General features: G+C 38.7%; 11 protein-coding genes and 1 other annotated feature. Of the genes, 1 reads left to right on the top strand and 10 read right to left on the bottom strand.

The window, feature by feature from the left end:
• Positions 1-345 precede the first annotated feature (345 nt).
• Positions 346-587 (top strand) — a binding site (T-box leader).
• A 98-nt stretch (positions 588-685) separates the two neighbouring features.
• Positions 686-1,675 (top strand): tryptophan--tRNA ligase, encoded by a 990-nt coding sequence (trpS, locus tag C0966_RS02345; RefSeq protein ID WP_274853567.1) that lies wholly within the window; start codon positions 686-688, stop codon positions 1,673-1,675.
• A gap of 39 nt (positions 1,676-1,714) precedes the next feature.
• On the opposite strand, the gene C0966_RS02340 is transcribed toward trpS, so the two are convergent.
• The 10 genes from C0966_RS02340 to C0966_RS02295 form a co-directional block, all read right to left on the bottom strand.
• Complete coding sequence (locus tag C0966_RS02340; RefSeq protein ID WP_274853566.1) at positions 1,715-2,461, bottom strand: YjbA family protein; 747 nt, start codon at positions 2,459-2,461, stop codon at positions 1,715-1,717.
• Between the two features lie 95 nt (positions 2,462-2,556).
• Positions 2,557-2,778, bottom strand: a complete 222-nt coding sequence (locus C0966_RS02335; protein WP_274853565.1) for a hypothetical protein — start codon at positions 2,776-2,778, stop codon at positions 2,557-2,559.
• A 146-nt stretch (positions 2,779-2,924) separates the two neighbouring features.
• Complete coding sequence (opp4C, locus tag C0966_RS02330; protein WP_274853564.1) at positions 2,925-3,839, bottom strand: oligopeptide ABC transporter permease; 915 nt, start codon at positions 3,837-3,839, stop codon at positions 2,925-2,927.
• Positions 3,840-3,854: 15 nt separating this feature from the next.
• The gene (locus tag C0966_RS02325; protein ID WP_274853563.1) at positions 3,855-4,805 is read right to left on the bottom strand and encodes an ABC transporter permease; all 951 of its coding nucleotides are present in this window, start codon (positions 4,803-4,805) and stop codon (positions 3,855-3,857) included.
• Between the two features lie 130 nt (positions 4,806-4,935).
• Complete coding sequence (locus tag C0966_RS02320; protein WP_274853562.1) at positions 4,936-6,576, bottom strand: peptide-binding protein; 1,641 nt, start codon at positions 6,574-6,576, stop codon at positions 4,936-4,938.
• Positions 6,577-6,681: 105 nt separating this feature from the next.
• Positions 6,682-7,704 carry an ABC transporter ATP-binding protein gene (locus C0966_RS02315; protein WP_274853561.1) on the bottom strand — a complete coding sequence of 341 codons (1,023 nt, stop codon included), beginning with the start codon at positions 7,702-7,704 and terminating at the stop codon, positions 6,682-6,684.
• On the bottom strand, positions 7,701-8,684 hold the full coding sequence (locus C0966_RS02310) for an ABC transporter ATP-binding protein (RefSeq protein WP_274853560.1): 984 nt from the start codon (positions 8,682-8,684) through the stop codon (positions 7,701-7,703). The genes C0966_RS02315 and C0966_RS02310 overlap by 4 nt, the downstream gene beginning before the upstream one ends.
• 276 nt (positions 8,685-8,960) lie before the next feature.
• Positions 8,961-9,674: a DUF2268 domain-containing protein gene (locus C0966_RS02305; RefSeq protein ID WP_274853558.1), complete on the bottom strand. Its 714-nt coding sequence runs from the start codon at positions 9,672-9,674 to the stop codon at positions 8,961-8,963.
• Between the two features lie 189 nt (positions 9,675-9,863).
• The gene (gene fabF, locus C0966_RS02300; protein ID WP_274853557.1) at positions 9,864-11,105 is read right to left on the bottom strand and encodes a beta-ketoacyl-ACP synthase II; all 1,242 of its coding nucleotides are present in this window, start codon (positions 11,103-11,105) and stop codon (positions 9,864-9,866) included.
• A gap of 301 nt (positions 11,106-11,406) precedes the next feature.
• Positions 11,407-12,339 carry a beta-ketoacyl-ACP synthase III gene (locus C0966_RS02295; protein WP_274853554.1) on the bottom strand — a complete coding sequence of 311 codons (933 nt, stop codon included), beginning with the start codon at positions 12,337-12,339 and terminating at the stop codon, positions 11,407-11,409.
• Positions 12,340-12,356 lie beyond the last annotated feature (17 nt).

Raw genomic sequence — 12,356 nt, 5'->3', positions numbered from 1 at the left:
TAAACTTTCTAGTATCCTCTGAGATTTACAGTTTTTTGAAGAAATTGTAACAATTTCGTAATGAAAGCGTTTGATAGGTTTATTATAAATAGTTAAAAAAATTATTGCAAGTAGGTTTTCATTTCAGAAAATATTATATAGACAAAAATATCGGCAAAAGTATCTTGAAATCAAGAATTTTTTCGACAAAATTTTTAAAAACATTTTTAAAAAATTTATTTTTATGGACTTAGTGTGGTAAAATAATAAAAGGAAAATATTCCCTGTAACTCGTATAAATATTGCTCCTCTTGATTTTTTTACTTATTTAGGATATTTTATTTATTACTTAAGACTAATAATTACAGAGCGGCAATGATAAAGAGTAGTACGTTCGTCCATCGGTTTTCAGAGAGTTTGTGGCAGGTGGAAACAAGCAACCAGGCGAGCGGAATGGACTTTTGAGCCCCGGGAAGAAAATTATCCTACGATAAAGTATTTTCCGGCGCGTTCCTTGCGTTAAAAGGGACCCCCTTTTTCTTGATAAAAGGGGTATGAGTGACTCTTAGGAGTAATTAGGGTGGCAACGCGGACCATTCGTCCCTATTTTTAGGAACGAATGGTCTCTTTTATTTCGTTTCCATCCTACTCTCCTTACAGCTCTTGCTGCTCAAGCCAGCGATCTGGATTTAAAGGAGGAAATTTAATGAAAACAATATTTTCAGGCATTCAGCCGAGCGGCACAATTACGCTTGGAAACTACATTGGTGCTATGAAGCAATTCGTAGAATTGCAGCATGAATACAATTGTTATTTTTGCATTGTGGATCAGCATGCGATTACAGTTCCACAGGACAGGCTCGAATTAAGGAAAAATATTAGAAGTCTGGCAGCTCTATATTTAGCTGTAGGAATCGATCCTAAAAAGGCAACTTTATTTATTCAATCCGAAGTGCCTGCACATGCCCAGGCCGGGTGGATGCTTCAATGCATTGCCTATATCGGCGAATTGGAGCGAATGACCCAATTTAAAGATAAATCTGCAGGAAAGGAAGCTGTTTCTGCAGGGTTATTGACCTATCCGCCTTTAATGGCTGCGGACATTTTGCTGTATAATACCGATTTAGTTCCGGTTGGAGAAGACCAAAAACAGCATTTAGAACTGACACGCGATTTAGCTGAAAGATTCAACAAAAAATACAATAACATTTTTACGATTCCTGAAGTGCGAATCCCGAAAGTAGGTGCCCGGATCATGTCTCTTCAGGATCCTACTAAAAAAATGAGCAAATCTGATCCAAATCAAAAGGCTTTTATCACTCTATTAGATGACCCTAAACAAATCGAAAAGAAAATTAAAAGTGCCGTCACCGATTCAGAAGGAATCATAAAATTTGACAAAGACAATAAGCCGGGAATTTCCAATCTTCTTACCATTTATTCGATTTTAACCGATAAGCCGATTCCGGAAATCGAAGAGGAATATGCAGGAAAAGGATACGGGGACTTCAAAGCTGATCTTGCACAAGTAATTATAAATACGCTCACACCTATCCAACAAAAATATTATGAATTGATGGAATCGAGCGAGCTTGACGAAATATTAGATCAAGGTGCAGAAAAAGCGAATTATGTTGCCAATAAAATGCTTAAGAAAATGGAAAATGCTATGGGCCTCGGAAGAAAACGAAAATAAAGAGTACAAAAAAAATTAGGAGCTGTATGTTCAGCTCCTTTAATTTACTTTTGGGCCGTGTTCCATTTCCCACAACTTTTCAAAGAACGGCTGCCCTTTTATGATATTTTCACAAAATTGCTCATGCTTGTATGACCAGCCTTGCTTTGTTTCCTCAAATAGCATCTTCCAGACATCATTGAATGGCAATTGCTGAATTTCCGAGTACTTTTCAGGACACCACTCAGTATACCAGTAGCGGACTTCAGCGACATTTTGTGAAGAATTCAGTTGATCGAGCGCCATAAACAGCAATTGTTTTAATTGTCTTTCTTTCCTCGTCAGGCCTCTCATTAATTCAGGTTCAGGAGATAAAATATGGAAGTTTTTCAAAGATGTTTGATCATTAAATCCATAATAGAGGGTTTCTTGATTTTCAATCATTTCATATACTAACTGCTCTTGTCTTGGGATTAACCGGCTTTTTCGGATTGGGATATTATAACCTATTGTATCAATGGCCATAATGCCTGTCCCATCGGAGACGACACAACAATAATCAAGTTGGATCCTTTCGTGGTTTCTCCGTAAATACGCTTTTTGGAAAATGTCATCTAAAAACTGTTGAGGCAATTCAGAGAGATCGTTTTCAATATAATGAAATAAACCGGCTTCGATTTTTAAAAGCGGTACTTGGTCTAATAATTCTACACAGTCATCTTTTCTCCATTCATAAAATTGGCAGACATTATATCCGTTTTCTTCCCCTTCAAACCAGTTCACCCAAACATCATGAAGATACAACATGATCATAACCCCTCACTTCAAGTAACTGTTTGTCAATCAGTATGGGCAGAGGTGGAAAAAAATATTCCAAATTATTCTTTTCCTGACAACGATTTTTAAAATTTATCTTGTTTTTTGAACGGTGCATAATAGATGCTTAGTGAGATAAGAATTAAGCCGAAGGGAAGAAGATAGCATTCAAATCGAGTACTGATAAATTGTAAATAATTGATCATCCCATGACCAGTTGCCAACAAATTTAAATAGGCGATTGTGCTGATTCCGCCGGAGACTGCCAGACTAAATCCAAGCAAAAAGAAAATTAATCTAACTATCATTTTCCAACTCTTCAAGAACGCGTTTCATGCAACAATCGCCCCTTATCCAATCCTATTTTCTACTATTCATATGCATGTCCGCCTTCATTTCTTACTTTTTTCTCTTTTATAAAACAAAAAAATAAAAGCCAAGAAATTCTTGGCTTTTACTCGTTTATTTTCGGATCTAACGCGTCTCTTAATCCGTCTCCAAAAAAGTTAAAACTGAGAACGGTAAATAATATCATTAACCCGGGAAAAAGCGGGTACCACCAGGCATTTAACAGAATTGTTATGCTTTGGCCATCTTGCAGCATATTTCCCCAACTTGCTGTTGGCGGCTGGATTCCAAGGCCTAAATAGCTTAACGCTGATTCAGCTAAAATAACACTGCCGACTGACAATGTAGCAGAAACAATAATTGGTCCCATCGCATTCGGTAAAATATGAGAAAAAATAATTTTATGCGCTCTTGTTCCAATCGTTTTTGATGCTAATACAAACTCTCTTGATCTTAATGATAAGAATTCACCTCGAACAAGGCGAGCGGTTGTTGTCCAACCTAACAACGCAAAAATGATTATCAGTTTATCTACACCAGGATGAAAAATCGTTACAAGTGTAATAAGTAAAAAAATTTGGGGAATTGAAAGGACAATATCGACAAATCTCATAAGAACAGCATCAATCCATCCGCCAAAATAACCTGCTATAGCTCCGACAACCGTTCCGATTGTTATTGAACCTATAACTGATGCAAAACCGACTAACAATGATACCCTGGCACCGTATAATAATCGAGTAAATAAATCACGGCCAAATCTATCAGTACCCAGTAAATGTTCTTTACTGGGCGGTTTAAGTTTATCTGCTAAACTTTGTTGTTCAGGGGAAAAAGGTGCAATGACTGGTGCAAGAATTGCAGCACTGATTACAATAAAGAGAAAAATTGCACCGGCAACAGCCAGTTTATTTTTCATAAATTTACGTACAAAAATTCTCAGCAGCGAATCGGGGTTGCTTTTTACACCATGTAATGAAATATCTTTTGTTGTATCTCTTGTTAAATTTGTTTGCGCCATTTTCCTTGTCCCCCCTTAATACTCGATTCTTGGATCAAATATCGCATACAATATGTCTGCGATAAGGTTGCCTATTACTACAAAAACTGCAGATATAACCGTTAATGCCATGACTACAGGATAATCGCGCTGGAATGCAGAATCAAAAAATAGTTTTCCAAGACCAGGCCAACCGAATACTTGTTCTACAACAACTGCACCGCCAATAAATCCCGGTATCATTAATCCAAAAATCGTAATGATCGAAATTAATCCATTTTTCAATCCGTGCTTGTAAATGACTTTTCGCTCACTAAAACCTTTCGCTCTGGCAGTTCTTATATAATCTTGATTAATCACTTCAATCATACTTGAGCGGGTGTAACGTGCAAGACTTGCCATATCAGCCGAAGCCAGGACAAACGCCGGCATGATTAAATGGTGGATTCGATCCCATATGCTAAACGGCGCATTTAATGTCGCTACACCACCTGTTGGAAACCATTTTAGATGAACAGCAAAAACCATAATTAAGATTAAACCTAACCAAAAATTTGGTGTAGCTAACCCTAAAAAAGAAGCAACTGTTAATGAATAGTCCAGTTTTGAATACCGTTTTGTAGCGGATATTATGCCAAAAGGAATCGAAATTAAGAGTGCAATCAGAGAGGATACTACCATCAACAGCAGCGTGTTCGGCAAACGATTCATAATTAGTTCGATGACAGGTGTGCCCTTTCTTATTAATGAAGTGCCAAAATCCCCCTGCACCATATTTCCAAGCCATTTTAAATATTGGACATGTATCGGGTCATTCAATCCGTACTTTTCGATAAATTTTTCTTTATCTGCAGCGCTTATATTAGGATCCATCAAAAGACTTGCCGGATCACCGGGAGCCATTTGAATAATCGCAAAGGAGATAACGGTAATTCCTAACAATAAAGGGATGGCCGTTAATGTACGTCGGAGGATATATGATAACATCGCAATTTCTCCTTTGAAAATAATCGAACTTATTTATTATGCTGACCGTGTATAGTCTAGTTTTCTATTTTCAATGAAAGGAGGGAAGAGAATTCCCCTTCCCTATGCTTGAAACAAAGATTTGTTCTGCTTATTGTTTTAACCACCATTTATGAACGTTCCAGAATGGATTTCTTGCATGGAATTCAAAACCTTGAAGGTTTTCAGGCATTGCACGATGCTCTTTTGGATAGTAAAGGAACGTGTAAGGCTGCTCTTCAGCGATAATTTTGTAAATTTCGCTATATGCTTTCTTATACTCTTCTTTATCAAGAATTTGCCGGGCATCTTCCATTAATTTATCTGCTTCCTTATTTGACCACCAAACAAGATTCAATCCTTGTTCCCTTTGGCTGGAATGGAAAACATCATATTGGTCAGGGAATGTTGATAAAGCCCATCCGAGAACAAGTGCATCATATTTCCAGTTCGGTGCAGAAATTTGATCGATGAATGCACTCCACTCAACGATTTCCGGTTTTGCTTCAATACCTACTTCTTTTAATTGTTGTTGAAGAACAACGACAATATCTTCACGAACTTTGTTGCCTTGGTTCGTTTTGACTGTAAATGAAAACTTTTTGCCGTCTTTATCTAAGATGCCGTCTCCATCCGTATCTTTCCAGCCCGCTTCTTCAAGTAATTTCTTTGATTTTTCAGGATCATAATCAAACTTTGGCACATCGTCGCTATAAGCCCAAGAAAGCGGGCTCTCCGGTACGTGGGCGACTTTCCCTTCGCCATTCATGACTGATTCAACGATGGCCTCACGGTCAATGGCATGTGTAATGGCTTGTCGAACTTTTTTATCTTTGAACAGCGGGTTCTTCTCGTTATAACCTAGAAATGTATAAGATAAAGCTAAATCTGAAACTACTTTTACCCCATCAATCGCTTTCACAGTTTCTAGGTCTGAACCTGGAACGGCTGCATAATAATCAATATCTCCAGCTTGTATTTGGGCAATCAGTGCATTTGCATCAGGTACAATTTTATAAGTAATAGAGTCTAAATATGGACGGCCTTCAAAATAGTCATCAAATGCTTCCACTTTGACATATTCGCCGTCTTTCCACTCAACAAATTTGAATGGACCCGTTCCAATCGGTTTTTTCGTATTAAATTCATGTTCACCTAGTTCACCAATCGGAACATCTTGTAAAATATGTTCAGGTAAAATGTCATATTCTAATGTTGTCGGAACGAAAGTTGCGTCTTTTCTCTTTAACTTAAATTCTACTGTGTAGTCATCAACTTTTTTAATGCTTTCGATCATTTCAAAGTTAGAGCCGCGCTCTCCTGCGTAATCAGGACTTAACGGAATGCTGTACGTAAATACAACGTCGTCAGCAGTTAATTCTTCACCATCATGGAATTTAACTCCTTTTTTAATTTTTACTGTATATGTTAATCCATCTTCTGATTCCTGAATATCTTCCGCTAAATCGTACTGAACATTAAACTTCGTATCAGCTTTTACTAATCCGTTGTAAATTAAATCTTCAATTTCACCGCTTGCAGTATCTGTAGAATATAAAGAATTAAATAAAGTTGGTGACCCGGTAGAACCTACAATCAGATCTCCGCCTTTCTGCGGTTCAACTGTTTTTTCTTTTCCAGTATTGTCATTTTCTTCGTGTTCACTTGTTTCCTTGCTTGAACATGCTGAAAGGAATAATGAAAATACAAATGTTAGGCACAAAAGCATCCATGAAAATTTTCTAAAACTCAATTTACTTCCCCCTTATTTTTTAAATTATTCGAAAATTAAAGCTGAAAAAGATTTAAAATATCTACCTTCCCCTTTCAATGCAAGTATATTGAGCATGTCTTCTCCCTATTCGTAAAGATGACAAGCAACAAAGTGATTTCTCTTAACTTCTTTGAAATCAGGAACCAATTGTCTACATAAATCAGTGGCAGCCGGACATCTAGTATGGAATACACAGCCATTTGGCGGACTGGCGGGGTTCGGAATTTCTCCTTTCAATATGATTCGTTCCCTTCTGACCTCTCCTTTTTTTCTAAGAACCGGCACCGCAGATAACAAGGCTTGTGTATATGGATGAAGCGGATCGGTGTAAAGCTTATGTTTATCAGCCAGTTCCATCATTTTCCCAAGATACATAACGCCAACTCTATCACTAATATGTCTTACAACACTCAAATCGTGGGATATAAACAGATAAGTCAGACGAAATTCTTCTTGCAAATCTTCCATTAAATTAATAATTTGCGCTTGAATCGAAACGTCTAATGATGATACCGGTTCATCGGCAATAATTAATTCTGGATTTAATGCGAGCGCCCGGGCGATCCCGATGCGCTGCCTTTGTCCTCCGGAAAATTCATGTGGATAACGGTTAATAAAGGATGCATTCAAGCCGACTTTTTCTAATAGCTCTTCTACCTTTTGATCACGTTCTTTACCAGAGTACATGTTGTGTGTATTTAAAGGTTCACGAATAATCGACCGTAATGTTTTTCTTGGATTTAATGAAGCAAAAGGGTCCTGAAAGATCATTTGAATATCTTTGCGAACGCTTTTCCGCAATTCAGATTCGCTCAAATGGGAAATATCTCTTCCTTTGAACAATATTTTTCCTTCAGTAGGTTCATAGAGACGAATGATCGTTCTTCCGGCGGTAGATTTACCGCATCCAGACTCCCCGACAATTCCTATTGTCTCGCCTTTTTTCACTTTTAAGTTAATTCCGTCAACGGCTTTTATAAAGCCGACTGTTTTTTGCAAAAACCCCGCTTTGATCGGAAAGTGTTTTTTTACATTTTGTAATTCCAGTATTATGCTGGAATCGTTTACGGCGGAGTGTTTTTGTTTTTCTTCGCTTGTTGAATTCATTCGTTAGCCCCCTTGCCTTCATGTAAAAAACATCTTACAGAACGTGAACCGTTTTTCTTTATTAGTTGCGGCATTTCACTAAAACAGCGCTCAAATGCTTTTGGGCAGCGCGGGGCAAATCGGCATCCTTTTGGATACTTTTCCGGTGAAGGAACATTTCCTTCGATAGATTTTAATCTCGAAATCTCCCCCTCAATCAATGGAACTGATCCGATAAGCGCATCTGTATATGGATGAAGCGGCTCATCAAATAAATGATCAACCGTTGCCTCTTCTACCACCTGACCTGCATACATGACGACAACTCTATCAGCAACCTCGGATACGATACCTAAGTCATGAGTGATCATGAGGATCGAAGTATCAAATTTCTTACTTAAATCTTTCATTAACTCCAAGATTTGTGCCTGAATCGTAACATCTAGTGCTGTTGTCGGTTCATCGGCAATTAATAGTTTTGGATTACAGCTCATCGCCATGGCAATCATCACACGCTGCCTCATTCCGCCTGACAAACGGTGAGGGTAGTCATCGATAATTTCATTTGCTCGCGAGAAACCAACCATTTCAAGCATTTGAATTGCTTTCTTTCTTGCCAATGCTTTAGACATTTTCTGATGGTATATCAACATTTCGATAATTTGTTCGCCAATTGTTAATACAGGATTTAATGACGTCATCGGCTCTTGAAAAATCATTGAAATATCATTTCCTCGGATTTTACACATTTCATCTTCCGGCAACTTCACAAGATCTTTTCCATCAAAAAAGATTTCACCGTCCACAATTTTTCCGGGAGGAATTGGAATTAGACGCATAATTGAAAGGGATGTAATACTTTTCCCTGAACCGGATTCACCCACCAGTGCAACCGATTCTCCTTTCCGAATTTTTAAATCGACTCCGTCGACAGCAGGAATATCGGTATTTTTTTTCTTAAAATATACTTTTAAGTTTCTTAATTCCAATAAAACTGTCATATATACCATCACCGCCAATATGGCAAAATATGAAAAAATCAAACTTTTGATTTTCTGACAATCTAAAAAAGTATAAATTTTTTGTATTTTCTTATTTATTAACTGTATAATATTACAAACTATTGGTGTATTCAAGGATTTCGAAATATTAATTTCTTAAATTTTACTATAATGGCAAGTGATTGGTTTTTTTATCTCTTCTTGTGGAACAAACAAAAATCCGTCAAAAATAAAAAAAGCCCATTGTTTAGGCCTTTAACGCGTTTTAGCAATTTGTTAATACTCTTTATTAATTATGAATTTTTCCGAAGGCAAAAGAAAAGAAATTTTATCTGAGAAATTTTTCTGTTTGCTTTTATATTGCGAAATCATGTAAAAACCGAACGCATACCCAAGCAGCTTCGGATACCTTCCTTGACCGTATAATAATTGATCATGTATGTGTTCATTTCGATTTGCAGAAAGGTGGTCAGACAAAAATTTTTTCCAAAAGAAAGATAACTCATTTTTTGTATAGTAATTGCACCATGGACCTAAATATTCTTTCCCGCAGTTTTCCAGCACAGCATGCTCAGCCAGTCCTTCAAGAATGATCGAGTCAAGCAATGTATAATTTTCCGCGTCCTTTTTTTGCCTGTTCATCCTGCATACATGGTGATATTCATGAACAATTATTGATTCTAATTCTTTTCCTTCTTTTAAGGGCGTTAAAAAGAGAAACATTTTGTCTTTAAAAGAAACCCCAGACTTTCCTTCGCTATTTCCGCCAAAAATATTCCTTCTTACATGGATCGGAAAAATATAGACAGGAATGTCCGGTCCGCTCCATTTTACTTTATACCGTTGAAAAATGTGTTCTGCTTTAGTCCAAAAATCTTTCTTTTTCAATTCTTCAAAGCATCTTCGGCTGCGAGGATTCGGACGGTACATTCCAAACCGCTGCAAATACTCATAGATGCTGCGGGAATCATGTTCATCAAATTTCCCCAATAATTTGCTGCATACGTCCACAGGACGTTCAAAATCCTTTTCCAGCCATTCGTCAGTGCGGATAATTCCCAGATCGATTCACTCCCTTGCTGCATTGCTTATACTAGTTTATGGTGAACCGGGGATTTGCGTTCGTGTGTGAAAACCGCTCGACAAAATAAAAAGAACGGGAGTTACCCCCGTTCAACTTCAGTCCCTATATTTCTTAAACACAATCGTCGCGTTATGGCCGCCAAATCCAAGCGAGTTGCTGATAGCAGCGTCGATTTCCTGCTTGCGCGCCTCGTTTGGAACATAATCAAGATCACATTCCGGATCAGGAGTTTCCAAATTGATCGTTGGCGGCAATATGCCTTCTTTTAACGCTAAAATGGTAAAAATCGCTTCAATTCCGCCGGCTGCCCCCAATAAATGGCCTGTCATGGATTTCGTTGAGCTAACCGCCAATTTGTAGGCATGATCTCCAAACACTTCTTTGATTGCCAGAGTTTCATATTTATCGTTATATTCCGTGCTTGTGCCGTGTGCATTAATATATTGAATTTCCTCAGGTTTTAAGCCCCCGTCTTCAATAGCCATTTTCATGGCACGTGCTCCGCCTTCACCGGCAGGGGCAGGAGCCGTAATGTGATAAGCATCACCTGTTGCACCATAACCAACAATTTCAGCATAAATCTTTGCTCCACGTGCTTTCGCATGCTCAAGCTCTTCAAGAACAATAATTCCTGCACCCTCTCCCATAACAAAACCATCACGGTTTTTGTCGAACGGGCGGCTCGCAGTTTTTGGATCTGGATTCGTTGATAAAGCAGTGTTTGCACAGAAGCCAGCAACCGCCATTTTTGTAATCGGTGCTTCAGTCCCGCCTGTGATCATTGCGTCAGCATCTCCGCGCTGAATGACCTTAAATGCATCTCCAATCGAGTTTGTACCGGTAGCACAAGCTGTTACCGTACAGGAATTAAATCCTTTTGCCCCAAGAATGATCGATACCTGTCCGGTTGCCATATCGGGAATCATCATCGGGACGAAAAACGGGCTCACCCTTCTGTACCCGCGGCTTAAAAACGTTTCAAACTGTTGTTCAAAGGTTTCCATACCGCCGATTCCCGAGCCGATCCAAACTCCGATTCGGTTCGCATTTTCTTCATTTATGACAAGCCCGGCGTCTTCAACTGCCATTAAAGAGGCAGCTACGGCATATTGAGTGAACCGGTCCATTTTTCTTGCGTCTTTTTTATCAATAAATGTTTCCGGATTGAAATCTTTAACTTCTGCGGCAACTTTAGCAGGGTATTCATCCCGGTTTACCCTCGTCATAAGATCTATTCCCGATACACCGGCTATTATGTTGTTCCAAGTCGTATCAACGTCATTGCCGAGCGGTGTTACAGCACCGATTCCAGTTACAACAACTCTTCGTTTTTCCATTTGTTTTGCATCTCCTTTTACGCTCTTTTCTAAAAAATTTTTGCTTTTAGAAACCATAAGGCGCGGACCTGCGATCGAGCACAATATTCCTTTGCAAATAAACGATTGCATTTTGAAAACCTGTGAGTTGCTTGATGTCTGATCCCGCAACAAACGCAGCGTGCATTTCACGGCAAATTGGAAAATCCTATATAGATTCTGATATTTATTATAGAAGTTTTGTTCCTATCTTAACAATAGAAACAGACTTTGTGAAAAGAGCAATCCAAAATTTATTTTAGATAAGCAGCTTTTAAGTAGATTATAGACCCCAGCGCATGGCAATGGCGCCCCATGTCAAGCCTCCGCCAAAACCTACCATTACGATGAGATCATCGTCTTTTATTTTACCAGCTTCCACTTCTTCAACGATTGAAATGGGAATCGATGCTGCTGAAGTGTTCCCGTATTTATGAACTGTTTTCGACATTTTTTCTTCAGGAAGCTCCAAACGCTGGCGTGCTGACTCCATAATTCGTATATTAGCCTGGTGAGGAATCAGGAAGTCAACATCTTCTTTTGATAATCCGGCTTTTTCTAATACATTTATGCTGCTTTCTCCCATTTGCCTAACAGCAAATTTAAATACTTCCCGGCCGTTCATTATCACATATTCATCCTGATAAAGGTGTTTTCCGCCTGTACCGTCTGCCCCCAGTTCAAACGATAAAATGCCCCTTCCTTCCGAAACAGGCCCCATGACGGCAGCACCAGCTCCATCTCCAAATAATACAGCAGTATTCCGGTCTTCCCAATTCACAACTTTCGAGAGTTTTTCTGCACCAACTACAAGAACGTATTTATAAGCCCCGGTCTCAATGAACTGTTTTGCCGTTACCATTCCGTACATAAAGCCTGCACACGCAGCACTGATGTCCATGGCAGCAGCCTTTTTCGCCCCCAATTTTTCCTGAAGCATACAGGCTACTGATGGAAATGGCTGATCCGGGGTTACAGTCGCTACTAATATAAGATCGATTTCTTCGGCGGATATGTTTGCATTTTCAATTGCTTTTACAGCTGCTTCGTATGCCATATCCGATGTTTCGGTTTGGTCGTCAGCAATTCTGCGTTCTTCAATTCCTGTTCTAGTCCGAATCCACTCATCTGAGGTATCCATTATCTTTTCCAAATCAAAGTTTGTTACTATTTTTTCAGGCAAGCATCTGCCAATTCCAATGATTCCTGCGTTCATGGAGACAACTCCTTTAC

This window comes from Bacillus methanolicus, assembly GCF_028888695.1.
Taxonomy (GTDB): Bacteria; Bacillota; Bacilli; order Bacillales; family Cytobacillaceae; genus Bacillus_Z; species Bacillus_Z methanolicus_B.
The sequence above is the reverse complement of the archived record's forward strand: the minus strand, read 5'-3'. Positions and strand labels throughout refer to the sequence as shown.

Excerpts from the sequence above, each read along its gene's own strand:
- trpS (WP_274853567.1), top strand. The coding sequence starts at position 686 with ATGAAAACAATATTTTCAGGCATTCAGCCGAGCGGCACAATTACGCTT.
- C0966_RS02340 (WP_274853566.1), bottom strand. The coding sequence starts at position 2,461 with ATGTTGTATCTTCATGATGTTTGGGTGAACTGGTTTGAAGGGGAAGAA.
- C0966_RS02335 (WP_274853565.1), bottom strand. The coding sequence starts at position 2,778 with ATGATAGTTAGATTAATTTTCTTTTTGCTTGGATTTAGTCTGGCAGTC.
- opp4C (WP_274853564.1), bottom strand. The coding sequence starts at position 3,839 with ATGGCGCAAACAAATTTAACAAGAGATACAACAAAAGATATTTCATTA.
- C0966_RS02325 (WP_274853563.1), bottom strand. The coding sequence starts at position 4,805 with ATGTTATCATATATCCTCCGACGTACATTAACGGCCATCCCTTTATTG.
- C0966_RS02315 (WP_274853561.1), bottom strand. The coding sequence starts at position 7,704 with ATGAATTCAACAAGCGAAGAAAAACAAAAACACTCCGCCGTAAACGAT.
- C0966_RS02310 (WP_274853560.1), bottom strand. The coding sequence starts at position 8,684 with ATGACAGTTTTATTGGAATTAAGAAACTTAAAAGTATATTTTAAGAAA.
- fabF (WP_274853557.1), bottom strand. The coding sequence starts at position 11,105 with ATGGAAAAACGAAGAGTTGTTGTAACTGGAATCGGTGCTGTAACACCG.
- C0966_RS02295 (WP_274853554.1), bottom strand. The coding sequence starts at position 12,339 with ATGAACGCAGGAATCATTGGAATTGGCAGATGCTTGCCTGAAAAAATA.